This is a genomic window from Synechococcus sp. BL107 (assembly GCF_000153805.1).
Taxonomy (GTDB): domain Bacteria; phylum Cyanobacteriota; class Cyanobacteriia; order PCC-6307; family Cyanobiaceae; genus Parasynechococcus.
Map to the genome: position 1 here is coordinate 848,563 of NZ_DS022298.1, position 14,893 is coordinate 863,455.

At 57.4% G+C, this 14,893-nt stretch carries 12 protein-coding genes and 2 tRNA genes; 8 read left to right on the top strand and 6 right to left on the bottom strand.

Annotated features, from left to right (window positions below; all coding sequences use genetic code 11):
* Positions 1–108 precede the first annotated feature (108 nt).
* Complete coding sequence (locus BL107_RS04330; protein WP_009789053.1) at positions 109–1,776, top strand: alpha-amylase family protein; 1,668 nt, start codon at positions 109–111, stop codon at positions 1,774–1,776.
* Here BL107_RS04330 and BL107_RS04335 read toward each other — a convergent pair.
* Together BL107_RS04335 and glpK are read right to left on the bottom strand one after the other, a co-directional pair.
* On the bottom strand, positions 1,713–3,296 hold the full coding sequence (locus BL107_RS04335) for a glycerol-3-phosphate dehydrogenase/oxidase (protein WP_009789054.1): 1,584 nt from the start codon (positions 3,294–3,296) through the stop codon (positions 1,713–1,715). The genes BL107_RS04330 and BL107_RS04335 overlap by 64 nt on opposite strands.
* Positions 3,289–4,794: a glycerol kinase GlpK gene (gene glpK, locus BL107_RS04340; RefSeq protein ID WP_009789055.1), complete on the bottom strand. Its 1,506-nt coding sequence runs from the start codon at positions 4,792–4,794 to the stop codon at positions 3,289–3,291. Before glpK ends, BL107_RS04335 begins: the two co-directional genes overlap by 8 nt.
* Before the next feature lie 51 nt (positions 4,795–4,845).
* Here glpK and BL107_RS04345 point away from each other — a divergent pair, with 51 nt between their 5' ends.
* Positions 4,846–6,288 (top strand): glycoside hydrolase family 13 protein, encoded by a 1,443-nt coding sequence (locus BL107_RS04345; RefSeq protein ID WP_009789056.1) that lies wholly within the window; start codon positions 4,846–4,848, stop codon positions 6,286–6,288.
* Between the two features lie 6 nt (positions 6,289–6,294).
* Here the strand turns inward: BL107_RS04345 and BL107_RS04350 are convergent.
* Positions 6,295–6,366 (bottom strand) — tRNA-Thr (locus BL107_RS04350).
* 10 nt (positions 6,367–6,376) lie between these two features.
* A tRNA-Tyr gene (locus BL107_RS04355) sits at positions 6,377–6,458 on the bottom strand.
* Between the two features lie 85 nt (positions 6,459–6,543).
* Here BL107_RS04355 and aroQ point away from each other — a divergent pair.
* Positions 6,544–6,984, top strand: coding sequence for a type II 3-dehydroquinate dehydratase (aroQ, locus tag BL107_RS04360; protein WP_009789057.1), 441 nt, complete (start codon positions 6,544–6,546; stop codon positions 6,982–6,984).
* On the top strand, positions 6,981–7,634 hold the full coding sequence (locus BL107_RS04365; RefSeq protein ID WP_009789058.1) for a tRNA-(ms[2]io[6]A)-hydroxylase: 654 nt from the start codon (positions 6,981–6,983) through the stop codon (positions 7,632–7,634). Before aroQ ends, BL107_RS04365 begins: the two co-directional genes overlap by 4 nt.
* A 4-nt stretch (positions 7,635–7,638) precedes the next feature.
* Here the strand turns inward: BL107_RS04365 and BL107_RS04370 are convergent, their stop codons facing one another.
* Positions 7,639–9,318 carry a SulP family inorganic anion transporter gene (locus BL107_RS04370; RefSeq protein ID WP_009789059.1) on the bottom strand — a complete coding sequence of 560 codons (1,680 nt, stop codon included), beginning with the start codon at positions 9,316–9,318 and terminating at the stop codon, positions 7,639–7,641.
* Positions 9,318–9,725 (bottom strand): hypothetical protein, encoded by a 408-nt coding sequence (locus BL107_RS04375; protein WP_232192758.1) that lies wholly within the window; start codon positions 9,723–9,725, stop codon positions 9,318–9,320. Before BL107_RS04375 ends, BL107_RS04370 begins: the two co-directional genes overlap by 1 nt.
* Positions 9,726–9,842: 117 nt before the next feature.
* Between BL107_RS04375 and BL107_RS04380 the strand changes: the two genes are divergently transcribed.
* The 4 genes from BL107_RS04380 (at position 9,843) to BL107_RS04395 (ending at position 14,892) form a co-directional block, all read left to right on the top strand.
* Positions 9,843–10,799, top strand: a complete 957-nt coding sequence (locus tag BL107_RS04380; RefSeq protein WP_037988746.1) for a DnaJ C-terminal domain-containing protein — start codon at positions 9,843–9,845, stop codon at positions 10,797–10,799.
* A 39-nt stretch (positions 10,800–10,838) separates the two neighbouring features.
* Positions 10,839–11,840, top strand: coding sequence for a porphobilinogen synthase (hemB, locus tag BL107_RS04385; protein ID WP_009789062.1), 1,002 nt, complete (start codon positions 10,839–10,841; stop codon positions 11,838–11,840).
* Positions 11,841–12,104: 264 nt separating this feature from the next.
* Positions 12,105–12,485: a VOC family protein gene (locus tag BL107_RS04390; RefSeq protein ID WP_009789063.1), complete on the top strand. Its 381-nt coding sequence runs from the start codon at positions 12,105–12,107 to the stop codon at positions 12,483–12,485.
* Entirely contained in the window at positions 12,448–14,892 is a 2,445-nt protein-coding gene (locus BL107_RS04395; RefSeq protein ID WP_232192760.1) for an endonuclease MutS2, read from the top strand. The genes BL107_RS04390 and BL107_RS04395 overlap by 38 nt, the downstream gene beginning before the upstream one ends.
* Position 14,893: the final 1 nt, after the last annotated feature.

Consider the following 14,893-nt stretch of genomic DNA (forward strand, 5'->3'; position numbering starts at 1 on the left):
CCCCGAGCCAACGCTCTCTTGCATCCGGGTCAATTGTTGGATGGAGAGGATCACGGGGCTGACGTTCTGGCCAGACGGGTCTAGCAGTGGTGCATCTGCATCCGGGGGATGACCACAGGGCGGCCATGGTGGTCAGGAACGGTCGTTTATCAACTGATCGTTCGTAGCTACTCCGACGGGAACGGTGATGGCATCGGTGATTTCAAAGGTTTGGCAGCCCGTTTGCCTTACCTGCGTTGGCTTGGGGTGAAAACCCTATGGCTGACGCCTATCTATCCATCCCCACTGCGGGATGGTGGATATGACATCACTGATTTCAAAGGGATTCATCCAGATCTTGGCGATCTGGCGTCGTTTCATCGCTTCCTGACAGCAGCCCATAGCCAGGGCATGCGGGTGATTCTCGACTTGGTCTTGAACCACACCAGTGACTTACACCCCTGGTTCCAGCGGGCCCGATGGGCTCCAAAAGGCAGTCCTGAGCGTGGGGTCTACGTCTGGAGTGATGACCCCAAGCAGTACAGCGATGCGCCGGTGCTGTTTCGGCACTTTGAATCATCGAACTGGGAATGGGATTCCGTTGCGGAGCAGTACTACCTGCATCGCTTTCTCCGTCATCAGCCAGATCTCAACTACGCCAATCCCTGGGTTCAGGAGGCAATGTTGGAAGTCGTCGATTTCTGGCTTGAGAGGGGGGTGGATGGCTTTCGCCTCGATGCCGTTCCGTTTTTATTTGAGGCAGAAGGAACCCGTTGCGAAGGGCTGCCGGAAACCCATGCGTTCCTCAAGCGCTTGCGGAAGCGCGTGGATGCCCATGGCCGCGATGTGTTGCTGCTCGGTGAGGCGATTCAACCTGTGGAGGAGGCGGCGCCTTATCTCGCGGACGATGAGCTTCAGGGGGCCTTCAATTTTGTGCTCACAGCCCATTTGTTTGCGGCCATCGCCAGCGGTACGGCTCAAAAGTTGGGCGAGTGTTTGCTTGAAGCAGAGCAGGCCATAGAGGGTCCCCGGTGGGCGCTGCCGTTACGCAACCATGATGAGCTTTGGCTTGGCGATGGACACCTCATTGACGATGAGGTGATTCAAGCGGTGCGGTTTGGTTTGCCCCAGGGGCAGGGCCATTGGCTGAACTGGGGAATTAACCGTCGTCTGGCTCCGTTGCTCAACGGTGATCCCCGTTCCAACCGCCTCTTGCACGGTTTGTTGTACAGCCTGCCCGGGATGCCTTGCTTGTATTACGGCGATGAGCTGGGGATGGGCGATTGGCCTGGATTGAGGGACCGTGATCCCAACCGAACTCCGATGGCTTGGACCCCAGCCCGCAATGGTGGTTTTTCCATGGCTCCCGATCCATTGCTGGTGCTGCCTCCCATTACGGCTGCTGGCTATGACTACCGAGTCGTGAATGTGGAGGTGCAAAAGCAGTTGCCGGGTTCATTGTTGAATTGGCATCGGCGGATGCTCACCTCCCGTCGGTTGCTGCCAGCACTGCAACACGGGGATTTCACCTTGCTCCCCAGCAGTCATCCAGGCGTTTTGGTGTATTTGCGATCCACCGACGAGATGTCTGTTTTGGTGGCAGCCAATGTGACCGCTGCTGGGGCCTCATTGAGCTTGGATCTATCGGCGTGGAAAGGACAACGCACGCGCGAAGTGATGTGGGGGTGTGAATTCCCAATTGCTAACGAGGAGTGGTTTGTGAATTTGCCGCCCTACGGATTCAACTGGTGGCTCATTGGTGAGGTGGAGGTGGCGCCCGATACGAGACCGGACTGAGCGAGGTAGGTCTCAACGAGAGGCTCCAGCCGTTGCGCCTCAGCAAAATCCACCATCGCTAGGCGGCAACGGCGGGCCAGTACGTCGGTGCTGCTGCGGGCATGCTCCGATTGGATGGCATGGGAGATCTCTGCCTCACAGAGGGGAATCACGTCGCTCAGGGGGGCTCGCTTCTCAGGATCAGCGGCTTCGATCATCGGCACGGCCTGAAGACCATGGCTGCCCTGAAGATGCTCGATCTGCGCAGCGCGTTGAGGAGTGTTGGGCAAGAGAGTTTCGAGCTGGTTTGTTTGTGTTTCGAGTTCGTCTCGTGTGGCTGTTGGCGTGGCTCCACTTCCCAGTAGCACCACGGCTTTGGGGGATGGAAGTGGTTGCCCTAGCTGTTGCTCGACTGCTGCCAGGGTGTCAAGAGCCATCGGTCGACAGGTGGTCCACTTGCCGCCCATCACACTCACCAATCCACAGGGAAGGGTCTCCACCTCGTGCTCGCGGACCACTCTGCTGCTGTTTAGACCCTCTCCAGGTGGTTTGAGCAGCGGTCTACCTCCGGCCCAACGGCTGGTGACCTGCGGTTCAGCACAGCCTGGGAACCACTCACGCACATAATTCAGCAGGTAGCTTTCTTCGTCAGCCGTACAGGACGAGGCCAGGTTTGGATCGCAGGCTTCATCGGTGGTTCCCACCAATGTGCGTCCAAAGAACGGCAACATGAACAGAACTCGGCCATCGGCTGTGGAGGGAACGAGAAGTCCCAGGCCCTGCGGACAGAGGTTTTGCTTCAGCACGATGTGGCTTCCACGGCTTGTGAGCATCCGTGCCGGGGATGCCGGGTCTGCTAATCGACGAACGGCATCGGCACCGAGTCCTGTTGCGTTCACAACCACGCGGGTTGTCCAGCGTTCTTGCGTCCCGTCTCCGGTTTCACTGATAGCGGCCACCAGCCGGCCGGCGCCATTGCGTTCGAGTCCAACCACTTTGCAGCGGGTGCGTAGCTGTGCCCCGGCCCGTTGGGCGGTTAATGCCAGAAGCAGGTTGAGTCGCGCGTCATCAAATTGCCCATCTTTGTAGGCCACAGCGCCTTGGCAGCGTTTCAACTGCGGCAGGGCTTCGTCCAATTGGTGGCTCGACAGCAATCGACTCGAGCCAATGCCTTGACGCCCTGCGAGGGCGTCGTACAGGCCGAGTCCGATGCGGTAGTAAGCCTGGCCACACAGCGTTTTTGTGGGGAGTGCTAGTTCGAGGCGCCGGGCCAAAAACGGAGCTTGTTCCAACCAATGGCCCCGCTCCAGCAATGCCTCCCGTACAAGATTTAGCTGCGCTAGGTCGAGGGTTTTAAAAGCGAGTTCCAGATAGCGCACGCCGCCGTGCAGCAATTTCGTGCTCCGGCTACTCGTGCCACCGCCGATATCCCCTGCCTCTAAGAGCGCAACGGAAAGGCCGCGACGAACTGCCTCGTAGGCCACGCTGGCGCCACTGGCCCCCGCGCCGATCACAACCAAATCAACGTTGTGATCATTCATGCCAGTTCAAGCTGCGGGTCACGGCGTCATCCCAACGGATTCGCCAAGCCTTGCGCTGCACCGCATCGCACTGCGGTTGGAACAGTTGGGCTCCATCACGTCGGTGGAGGGCAAGGTTGTTCAGATCGTTGACCACTCCAGCTTGTAAACCTGCAAACAACGCCACGCCTCGTGCGGTGCTTTCAAGACTGGCGGGTCGCCGCACCGTGAGCCCTGTGCTGTCTGCTTGGGCCTGCAGGAGCGGATCCGAGGCGGCGGCTCCCCCATCGACTGCAAGTTCTCCCAGCCCATGCCCGAGGGCTTGTTCCGCGAGGTCCACGAGGGTGGACACGGACAGGGCGATCCCCTCCAGGGCGGCCCTTGCAATGTGGCAGCGGTTGCTGTCGCGGGTTAGCCCCACCAGGATTGCCCGTGCCTCTGGGTTCCAGTGGGGGGTTCCCCAACCTGTGAAGGCCGGCACCAGCATCACGCCGCCTGAATCAGCAACTTGATTGGCGAGGTCGTTCACCTGTTCGGCACTCTCGATGATTTGGAGACCATCCCGAAGCCACTGGATCACGGTGCCGGCATTGAAGAGGCTGCCTTCAAGGCAGTAAGTGGGCACCCCATCAGCGTCGGTCCACCCCAGGGTGCTGAGGAGCCCAGCTTCGGATCGACGGATCTCGTTGCCGGTGTTGATCACGAGGAACGCTCCTGTTCCGTAGGTGCATTTGCTTTCACCGGGTTGCAAGCAGAGTTGTCCGAGGGTGGCGGCTTGTTGATCTCCGAGCATCGCCTGGATCGGCAGCCCTTCAAAGGGCAGGCCTGCGGCAATTTGGGCGATGTCCCCTCGGCAGGGCAGCAGCTCGGGTAAAGCACTGGCTGGTAATCCGGTGTGGATGCGGAAGTCATCCACCCACTGGCGTTGTTCCAGGTCCAGCAGCAGGGTGCGGCTGGCGTTGCTCAGATCACTTCCGTGATGCTGGCCCTCGGTGAGTTGCCAAAGGAGCCACGATTCCACGGTGCCGAAGCAGAGGTCATCGGTGGCGGCGGCGGCAGCTGCTTCTCCGTAGTGCTCCAACATCCAACGGATTTTGCTGGCACTGAAATAGGGGTCGAGCAAGAGCCCTGTGCGTCTCCGCCAGTCCTGTTCCAATCCCTGGCGCTTCCAGTCTGCGCAGATGGATGCGGTCCGACCGTCTTGCCAGACCAGCGCTGGACCGCAAGGAACACCGGTGCTGCGTCGCCAAAGCACGGTTGTTTCCCGTTGGTTGGTGATCCCACAGCTCACCACCGCTTGGCGCTGATCGTCACTCAGCTTTTGCTGAAGGTCGATGAGGGCTTGCCGTTGGCTCGCCCAGATCTCTAGTGGATCCTGCTCGACCCAGCCATCGGCTGGGTACTGGATCGGTAGGGGGGCACTAGCGCTGGCGACCAGATCGCCCGCCGGATTGAAGACCACAGCTCGGGAGCTGCTCGTGCCCTGGTCCAGGGCCAACAGAAGAGGCTGATGCGCCATGGCAGTGCTGTTTCTTCTCTGCTAGCGAGAGGATCGCCACCTGGAAAGGTTATGGGCTTGCCCACATTGTTTTCCGACCCGCCGGCTTGGGTCACTGAGGCGGTGATCTACCAAGTTTTTCCTGATCGTTTTCGTCGTAGCGCCAGGGTTGAGGCACAACAGCATTTGAAGTTCAAGCCCTGGGGTGCTGATCCCACTGAGGAAGGGTTTCAAGGGGGTGATCTCTATGGAGTGATCGATGGTTTGGATCACCTTCAAGCGATGGGGATTAACTGCCTGTATCTGACCCCGATTTTTTCTTCGGCAGCGAACCATCGTTATCACGCCTACGACTACTTCCAGGTTGATCCTCTTTTGGGGGGTAACGCTGCCCTAGATGCACTGATTGCTGCGCTGCATCAACGCGGGATGCGACTGGTACTTGATGGTGTTTTTAACCATTGCGGCCGCGGCTTTTGGGCCTTCCACCATCTTGCTGAGAACGGGCAGTCATCGCCCTATCGCCATTGGTTTCATGTCCGTCAATGGCCCATTCGCCCCTACCCAGCCCAGGACGAAGATTGTGGATACGACTGTTGGTGGGCGTTGCCAGACCTACCAAAGTTCAACCATGCCGATGCCGGAGTGCGTGAGCATTTGCTGGCGGTGGCCCGTTATTGGCTGGAACGAGGCATCGATGGCTGGCGACTCGATGTTCCTGCAGAGGTGCCCGCAGAGTTTTGGGTGTCTTTTCGACAGGTGGTGCGAAGGGTCAACCCAGACGCTTGGATTGTTGGAGAGGTTTGGGGAGATGCACGCCGCTGGCTGCAAGGAGAGCATTTTGATGGCGTGATGAACTACCGCCTTGGCTGGAGCAGCTTGTGCTGGGTGGCTGGGGATCAGCTTCGTCAGAGCTATCGCAATCCCGAGTATCCCTTGAACCCTTTGACAACGCTGGAGCTGATCGATATCTGGACCACCACGGCGAGCTGGTATCGCGCTGAAGTGAATCGCGCCCAAATGAACTTGCTCGATAGCCACGATGTGCCGAGGGCGCTGCACACGCTGAAGGGTGATGTGGCTGCCTTGAAGTTGTCGTTGCTAATGCTTTTTCTCCAGCCAGGGGCGCCTTGTATTTATTACGGCACCGAGGCTGGGTTGGCCGGTGGCCCGGATGACGACCGTTCGAGTGGTCCGGAACCGGCCTGTCGTGAGGCCTTCCCATGGGAACAGCCCTGGAGGGCTGATCTCTGCAGCTACGTGTCGCGCCTAAAAGCATTCCGCGATCGTTGGCTCAACCTTGGCCAGCCATTGATCAGCTGGAGCGCCATGGGATCAGATGGCTTGATGGCATCCACGGAAACTTGGACGATGTGGATCAATCGAAGCCGACACACAGAGCTGCGTTGTTCCAACCCAGGCTCTGATGATCAGGTGATTTGCGGCAGTTTCATCAATGGGAGCTTGCGTCCCCAGAGTGCCGTGATCTGCTTCACCCCCAGTGCCAAGGAGTGAGATGGAAGCCCTTGTCGAGACTTGAACTCGAGACCTCTCCCTTACCAAGGGAGTGCTCTACCGCTGAGCTACAAGGGCGTGTGGAAGGTGGGCCGGGTTGGATTTGAACCAACGTAGGCAGAGCCAGTGGATTTACAGTCCACCCCCATTAACCACTCGGGCACCGACCCGAACCACACCCGGAGAATTTACCAGCCGATGCGTCATTTCCTGCCGTATCGATACGATTAACCCAGCTGAAACGGCCTTTTGGCCATGCACGTTCTGCTCCTTAATGGTCCAAATCTCAATTTGCTGGGGCAGCGGGAGCCTGGGATTTATGGCCGCGACACCTTGGCCACGATTGAAATGGAGCTCACGCGAGAAGCCAAAGCCGATGGCGTTGAGTTGGTGAGTTTCCAAAGCAACTTTGAAGGAGCTCTTATTGAACGAATCCATCAAGCCATGGGTGAGAGCCAAGGGATTTTGATTAATGCAGGTGCCTTCACCCATTCATCAATTGCGATTCGAGATGCCTTAACGGGTGTGGCCATTCCCTATGTGGAATTACACCTCAGCAACACCCACGCTCGTGAGCCTTTTCGTCATCATTCCTACCTTGCAGATCGTGCGGTTGGTGTGGTGAGTGGATTCGGCGCCAAAAGTTACTCATTGGCCCTGAGCGGTCTGGTCCATCACTTGCGACAGGGCGGATGACCCTTTCCCTCCCGCAAAAGACCACCCCAGAGAAGGCCATCGCTTCGATTCGCTGGCTCGCGGCACCCACGAGTTGGACTTGGGTCGAACAAGCCAACGCGCGGCCGATGGAGGTGTTGATTGACCATGCCCATTGCGAGCGGAAAGCAGCAGGGTCTGCTGTCCAGATGATGTTCCGTTACCTGTGTGAACCAGGCCTGGGGGAGGCGCTGAGCCCTCTGGCTCGGGAGGAGCTTGAGCACTTTGAGCAGGTTCTTGGCTTGATCAAATCGCGCGGCCGATACCTCGAGCCACTTCCTTCGCCCGGTTACGCAGCCAACCTGGCGCGTCATATCCGCAAGGGCGAGCCCCAGCGAATGCTGGATTCTTTTCTTGTGGCGGGCTTAATCGAAGCGCGGAGCCATGAACGGATGGCTCTTTTGGCCGAGCACAGTCCGGATTCTGAATTGCGCTCGCTCTATGGTGATCTTTTAGCAAGCGAAGCGCGACATTTCGGTTTGTATTGGGTGCTAGTTGAGGAGCGCTTTTCTCGAGCTGTATTAATTGAACGCTTGCAAACCCTGGCCCTTGCTGAGGTGGCGGCGTTGCAAGGTGTCCTTGATTGTCCGGAAAATGTGCGGATGCACTCCTGTGGGGTGTGTCCTGTTTGAGTTACTACGGAATGTCTTGGGCTGCTATCTGCAGTGCCTCACGCCGAGAGGCAACAAGTTCTCCATGAACACCGAATTGACGCAGGCGCTGTTGCAGTTTTGCGTTGGCTCCAGCAATCAAAATGGTTCGCCCGGATGACTGTGCCTCCTGAACCATCCGTTCGATGGCGAGAGAGGCAGAGATTCCAATTCGTGGCACCTCTGTGATGTCCAGAATCAATACCTTGTAGTTCTGGATGAGGCCCATGCGGGCACTGATTCCCTTGGCGGCACCAAAGCTGAGTGGTCCGCGGAGTCGGAACAGCATTAGGGCATCGCCGCACTGAAGAACTAAGTCCTTTTCTTCTGTGTTGAGGTCGTGGAGAGGGCCTTCAGCGGCATCGGGTGGGTTATCGGCGTCCATCCCCTCCAGTTGCGTTTGGGTGATGGAATCAACGGTGAGCAAGTTGGCGATGAACATTCCAACTAACACTCCCCAAATCAAGTCCCAAAACACCGTCATTAACAGGACGGAGTACATCAACACCGCTGTTTTCCCTGAGAGGCGGTGGGCCCGAAGTAGGAAGCCCCAGTCGATGATGTCGAGCCCGACTTTGATCAGAATTCCAGCCAACAGTGCGGTGGGAATTTGTGCAGCAAGCGGCCCTGCCCCAAGCAAAACAATCAGCAGAACAAGTGAGTGGCTCATCCCAGATAGCGGTGTGGCGCCGCCAGATTTGATATTGATCACGGTGCGCATCGTTGCCCCAGCCCCTGGTAGGCCAGAGAGGAAGCCCGCAGCGGTGTTGGCCATTCCTTGGCCAATGAGCTCACGGTTGGAGTCGTGGCTGGTTTGGGTGATGTTGTCGGCGACGAGTGAGGTGAGGAGCGAATCGATGGCTCCTAACAGGGCGAGAACAAGACCTGCCTTCACCAGCTCTGGAAGGTGTTCGCTGAAGTTCGGCATCACCAGCTGAAGTCCTCCCTCGGGGATGGCTCCGATCCGAGCCAGTGGTTCCAGTCCAAGGGCGATTAAGTGGTCGTCATTGAAAAACAGCAATGACAGTGGCGTCACAATCACCAGTGCCAGGAGTGGGGAGGGAATCCACTGGCGCAAACGCAAGGGCGACAGGAAAACAACAGCCAGTGTCATCACACCCACCGCTAAAGCTGCGGGATTGAGGCCAGGGCTGTTGGCCAGTGTTTGCAGCGAATCCACCACGCCACCTCGAGTGGTGATCCCCGCAAAAGGCCCGAGCTGTAAAACGAGAATGATGAAACCAATGCCCGACATGAAACCCGACACCACGGAGTAGGGCACGAGCGTGATGAAGCGGCCGAGACGCAGTACGCCAAGCAGTATTTCGCAAACGCCGCCGATGACCACAGCAGCCATCACCATGGGCAGGATTTCGCCAGCACTAAGGTCTTGATTGACGCCAACGGCCGCGAGGCTGGACACAACCCCCGCCACGGTCACGCTCATCGGCCCTGTGGGACCACTCACTTGGGCGGGCGTTCCGCCTAGAAGAGCGGCCAAGAATCCAGTGACGATTGCTCCGTAGAGCCCATAAATTGCTCCGCCTGGCCCCAGAGCTGCATTGCCAAAGGCCAGGGCGAGAGGCAGGGCCACAACGGCAGCGGTCAGTCCACCGAGGAGGTCGCCTTTCAGATTGCGGCGGTGGAAGCCATGAATGAAGCCCATTAAGGCAGCCCACTCCAGCTACTCAGTGCCTCGAGCGATTGCAGCCCCTCTCGTCGACGTCCATCAGGCATGACCCAGGTGGGGTAAGCACGAATGGCTGCAGATTCACAATCGGCGGCTTGTTGGGGATGTTTTTTGGGTTGACGACACTCCACGTACGGAACTGTGCTTCCGGCTTGTTGGCCAAACAGATTCATTTGGCGAAAGCAAGCTGGACAACTCCAGGAGCCATAAAAGCGAGCTCCGATTGAACTCAGATGATTAGCGAGTTCGATGGCTTGATTGCTCGATGCCCGAAGGGGTTCTCCGATCGTGCCCTTCCATTTCTCTCCTGACAATGCAGGGAGAGCCCAAATCGCTGCGCCCAAGGCCCAACCCGTGAAAACGATTCCACCGATTCTTTTCATGCAGGCCAAGTGCGTCAAAACGAAGTTAGGGCGGATGGCACCGTTCGGGCTTCCCTCCATTTCGAACCCGCACGAAACGAGCCGCTGTTGAGAAAGTGGAATTAGGGAATGGAAACCATGGCTGGCAGCGGTTACAAGGATTATTTCCAGGTTCTCGGTGTTGATCGATCCGTAGACGCCGACGGGATCAAGCGTGCTTTTCGAAAGTTGGCTCGTCAATATCATCCAGATGTGAATCCTGGAGATGCATCGGCCGAGGCGCGCTTTAAGGACATTAGTGAGGCCTATGAAGTGCTGTCTGATGCCGACAAGCGCAGGCGATATGAGCAATTTGGCCAGTACTGGAACCAGGCAGGGGGGATGGGAGGTGGCGCGCCCGGCATGGATGTTGATTTCGGCCGCTATGGAAATTTCGACGATTTCATTAACGACTTGCTCGGTCGCTTTGGCGGCCCAGGCGGTTCCCCTGGATTCCAGGGGGGTGGTTTTCCTGGTGGAGGATTTCCAAGGGGAGCTCAGGCATCGCGTTCACCCGTGAATCTTGATGCGGAAGCCTCCGTTGGGGTTTCATTTACGGAGGCCTACCGGGGTGGCGAGCGAACCTTGTCCGTGAATAACGAGCGGGTTCAGGTCCGAATCCCCGCTGGGGTTAAGAACGGATCGCGTCTTCGTTTGAAGGGAAAGGGAAATTTGCAGCCTGGAACGGGTCGCCGCGGTGATCTTTACCTGAATCTTTCGATCAAGCCCCATGCGATTTGGCGCCTTGATGGTGATCAACTGCGTGCCGACCTTCCGGTCAGTTTTGATGAGTTGGCCTTGGGCGGGATGGTCACCGTGATGACCCCTGACGGTGAAGCTCAGGTATCGATTCCTCCTGGTACTCCGCCAGGGCGCAGTCTCCGACTCAAAAATAAGGGATGGCCTTTGAAAGCTGGCCGCGGCGATCTTCTGCTAACGCTCACCCTTGAGCTGCCTGCATCGTGGAGTTCAGAGGAGCAGCAGCTGCTTGAACAACTTCGTGTTCAGCGTTCTTCGAATCCCCGCCACGACTGGTTACGAAGCGCCGCGCTTTGAGCAGCGGACCGTACGATCGCTGGTACCTCCCCGGGTCTGATGGAGCTCACCTACCGCCCCCGTCGTTTGCGTCGTACGCCAGCTTTACGCGCCATGGTGCGAGAGCACAGCCTTTCAGCTGCAGACTTTATTTACCCCCTCTTTGTGCATGAGGGTGATGGGGTAGAGCCCATTGCTGCCATGCCTGGAGCTAGTCGGTGGAGTCTGTCTGCTCTGATGGGCGAGGTTCAGCGCGCCTGGGATCTGGGTGTTCGTTGCATCGTGTTGTTCCCCAAGGTGTCTGAGGAACTCAAAACGGAAGATGGGGCGGAGTGTTTTAACGAAAACGGGTTAATTCCCCGTGCGATTCGTCAAATCAAAGCGGCTATCCCTCAGATGGCGATCATGACGGATGTTGCTTTGGACCCCTATTCCTGTGATGGGCACGACGGGATTGTGAGTGAGCACGGAGTTGTTCTCAATGATGAGACGATTGAACAGCTTTGTAAGCAGGCGGTAGTTCAAGCCCGAGCTGGTGCAGATCTCATTGGTCCTAGCGACATGATGGATGGCCGTGTTGGGGCCATCCGCGAAGCCCTCGATGATGAGGGATTTGAACATGTCGGCATCATTAGCTACACCGCTAAATATTCTTCGGCTTATTACGGCCCGTTCCGAGAGGCTCTGGATTCGGCGCCGCGATCTGATGGGTCAAAACCGATTCCGAAAAATAAAGACACCTACCAAATGGACCCAGCGAATGCTCGGGAGGCGATTACTGAAGCTCAGCTGGATGAGCAAGAAGGCGCCGATATCATGATGGTGAAACCTGGCTTGGCTTATCTGGATATCATTCACCGTCTCCGTGAGGAATCAGAACTTCCCATCGCTGCATACAATGTAAGCGGCGAATATTCAATGGTGAAGGCGGCTGCAGAGCGCGGCTGGATTGACGAAAAAGCTGTTGTTTTAGAAACTCTGCTGAGCTTTAAAAGAGCTGGAGCTGATTTAATTCTCACCTATCATGCTTGTGATGCCGCTGGTTGGCTTCGGGAAAGTTAGTCTCTGGACTAATTGATTGTTGACAAGATCTATTGTTAGTAAATTTTAGTTATCCTTTAATCTCTTGTATCTATGTCTTAGGGCTGGTAAATGGTGGGCAGGGTTATTTTTTTTGATGCTCTTTGATGAGTGACCTGCCGAGCTGAATTGTTGAATTCAATATTGAAGGCATAAAGGTGAGGGTTGGACGAGTGGGTTGGCGCGAAACGCTCGCTGGTTTGAGGTGATCTGCTCCACAATGGTGTTCTTCAGTCGCTCTGACGAATGCCAACGGTTGATCGGCTCGGCCACGTCGCTATCCGCGTTGATGATGTGGAACGTGCCGTGACCTTTTACAAAGGGCTGGGCATGCGTCTGGTTTGGCAGGCGGACGATTGGTGCTACCTCGAGGCAGGTGACACTCGGGATGGCTTGGCACTGCTCGGACCGGGCTACAAGGCGGCAGGCCCCCATTTCGCCTTTCATTTTCGCGATCGGGCTGACGTGGATGCCATTCATCATCGACTCAAGGCGCAAGGAGTCCATGTGGGTGCCGTGCACGACCATCGCGACGGCACTGCCTCCTTTTATTTGAAAGATCCCGACGGCAATTGGCTCGAAATGCTTTATGAACCCCCCGGTGGCATCCCTTCCAACTGCGACTGAGACCGTGAGTCCCCCTAGTCACCATCAGGCCTTAAGTGAAACGCTTGAGCTTTTGGAGTGGCCTGTGGTGTGCGAGCACCTGGCAACCTTTGCAAGCACGCGCATGGGCCTCGAAGCGGCCCGGGCGACCCAGTTGCCCCATTCGCTTGCGGAGACGCTTCAGCGACAGGCCGAAACCGTTGAAATGGCGGTTTTGGACGATCTCACGGAAGGAGGGCTGAGTTTCCGAAGTGTGAATGATCTTCGGCCAGTTCTGCTGCGATGCCTCAAAGGTGGTGTGGCCTCAGGAGAAGAGTTGCTGGCGGTGGCTGGAACCCTTGCTGCGGCAAGAAAATTGCGTCGTCAAATCGACGATCCGGAGCTGCGTCCCGTCTGTACAGCTCTGATCGAAACGATGGTCACCCTGCCTGATCTAGAGCAGCGCTTGAAGTTTTCCCTGGAAGAAGGCGGTCGTGTTGCGGATCGGGCGAGCCCACCCTTGGCGGGCCTTCGACAGCAATGGCATGGCTTGCGCCAGGAGCGACGCGACAAGCTCCAAGAGCTCACGCGTCGTTACGCGTCATTTCTCCAAGACTCAGTCATCGCGCAACGTCATGGACGCCCTGTCCTCGCCGTTAAGGCAGGCGCTGTAGGTCAAGTGTCGGGCCAAGTTCACGACAGTTCGGCGTCTGGGAACACCGTTTTTATCGAGCCTCGCTCGGTGCTCACGATGGGCAACAAGCTGGTCGATATCGAGGCTCGAATTCGAAAAGAGGAACAGCGCGTTCTCGCTGAGTTGAGTGACTTGGTTGCCCAGGACGAGCCAGTGCTGAACTCACTCGTTGAGATTCTGTTAGCCCTGGATTTGGCTTTGGCCCGGGGGCGTTACGGCCGTTGGCTCGGGGCTGTTCCCCCCAATCTTTCGGAAGATCCTGAGGCTCCCTTCTTGCTGAGGGACTTGCGACATCCATTGCTCATTTGGCAGCACAAACGGTCCAGCGGTTCGCCGGTGGTGCCGATCAGTGTGGATGTGTCCGCACAACTCCGCGTGGTTGCGATCACAGGCCCCAACACCGGCGGAAAAACTGTGAGCCTGAAGAGCCTTGGGTTAGCCGCACTCATGGCTCGTGCCGGGATGCTGCTCCCTTGTTCTGGGCAGCCGTCCTTGCCCTGGTGTCCCCAAGTCTTGGCCGATATCGGCGATGAGCAGTCGCTTCAGCAGAGCTTGTCCACATTTAGCGGACATATCAAACGTATTGGCAGGATCCTGCACGCACTTGAATCTGGTCCAGCGCCAGCCTTGGTGCTGTTGGATGAAGTGGGAGCAGGGACAGATCCAAGCGAAGGCACGGCTTTGGCTACAGCTCTACTGAAGGCATTGGCGGATCGTGCTCGACTCACGATCGCGACAACGCACTTTGGCGAGCTCAAGGCGCTCAAATACTCCGACGACCGTTTTGAAAACGCTTCGGTGGCCTTTAACGCCGAAACCCTGTCTCCGACTTATGAACTTCTCTGGGGAATCCCTGGGCGTAGCAATGCCTTAGCGATTGCGACGCGTTTAGGTCTTGATGCAGGGGTGCTGGATCAAGCGCAAGCCCTCTTGGCTCCGGCGGCGGAGGGTGAGGTGAACACGGTGATTCAAGGCCTTGAGGCGCAACGCCAGCGACAGCAAGCAGCGGCGGAAGATGCTGCAGCTCTTTTGGCTCGTACAGAGCTGTTGCATGAAGAGTTGCTTTTGCGCTGGCAGAAGCAAAAGCAGCAGACGGCATTGCATCAAGAACAAGGACGTCAGCGACTGGAACAGTCCATCCGTGAAGGACAGAACGAGGTGCGTTCGTTGATTCGACGGTTGCGGGACGACCGCGCTGATGGTGAAACGGCGCGTAAGGCCGGACAACGCCTTCGCAAACTGGAAGACCATCACCGTCCAACGAAGGAAAAGCGAGCACCGAAACCCGGCTGGCGACCTGAGGTCGGAGAACGCGTTCGGTTGCTGGCCTTGGCAAAGGCTGCAGAAGTATTGGCTATCTCAGACGACGGTCTGCAGCTCACGGTGCGTTGCGGCGTGATGCGCAGCACTGTGGAACTCAATGCTGTTGAAAGCTTGGATGGACGGAAGGCGGAACCACCTCCGGTTCCCGTTGTGAAGGTGCAAGCGCGCTCTGGATTGGGAGCAGGCGCTCAAGTTCGCACGAGCCGCAACACTTTGGATATTCGTGGGATGCGTGTGCACGAAGCTGAATCCACCGTTGAAGAACAGCTCCGGAATGCCAATGGACCGCTGTGGGTGATCCATGGAATCGGCACAGGCAAGCTGAAGCGTGGCCTGCGGGCGTGGCTCGATACGGTGCCCTATGTGGAGCGGGTCGTTGATGCTGAGCAGGGTGATGGGGGGCCTGGTTGCAGCGTTGTTTGGGTGCGTTGAT

Bases quoted from the DNA above. Each gene is read 5' to 3' on its own strand.
- BL107_RS04330 (WP_009789053.1), top strand. From the start codon at position 109: ATGACCACAGGGCGGCCATGGTGGTCAGGAACGGTCGTTTATCAACTG.
- BL107_RS04335 (WP_009789054.1), bottom strand. From the start codon at position 3,296: ATGAATGATCACAACGTTGATTTGGTTGTGATCGGCGCGGGGGCCAGT.
- glpK (WP_009789055.1), bottom strand. From the start codon at position 4,794: ATGGCGCATCAGCCTCTTCTGTTGGCCCTGGACCAGGGCACGAGCAGC.
- BL107_RS04345 (WP_009789056.1), top strand. From the start codon at position 4,846: ATGGGCTTGCCCACATTGTTTTCCGACCCGCCGGCTTGGGTCACTGAG.
- aroQ (WP_009789057.1), top strand. From the start codon at position 6,544: ATGCACGTTCTGCTCCTTAATGGTCCAAATCTCAATTTGCTGGGGCAG.
- BL107_RS04365 (WP_009789058.1), top strand. From the start codon at position 6,981: ATGACCCTTTCCCTCCCGCAAAAGACCACCCCAGAGAAGGCCATCGCT.
- BL107_RS04370 (WP_009789059.1), bottom strand. From the start codon at position 9,318: ATGGGCTTCATTCATGGCTTCCACCGCCGCAATCTGAAAGGCGACCTC.
- BL107_RS04375 (WP_232192758.1), bottom strand. From the start codon at position 9,725: ATGAAAAGAATCGGTGGAATCGTTTTCACGGGTTGGGCCTTGGGCGCA.
- BL107_RS04380 (WP_037988746.1), top strand. From the start codon at position 9,843: ATGGCTGGCAGCGGTTACAAGGATTATTTCCAGGTTCTCGGTGTTGAT.
- hemB (WP_009789062.1), top strand. From the start codon at position 10,839: ATGGAGCTCACCTACCGCCCCCGTCGTTTGCGTCGTACGCCAGCTTTA.
- BL107_RS04390 (WP_009789063.1), top strand. From the start codon at position 12,105: ATGCCAACGGTTGATCGGCTCGGCCACGTCGCTATCCGCGTTGATGAT.
- BL107_RS04395 (WP_232192760.1), top strand. From the start codon at position 12,448: ATGAACCCCCCGGTGGCATCCCTTCCAACTGCGACTGAGACCGTGAGT.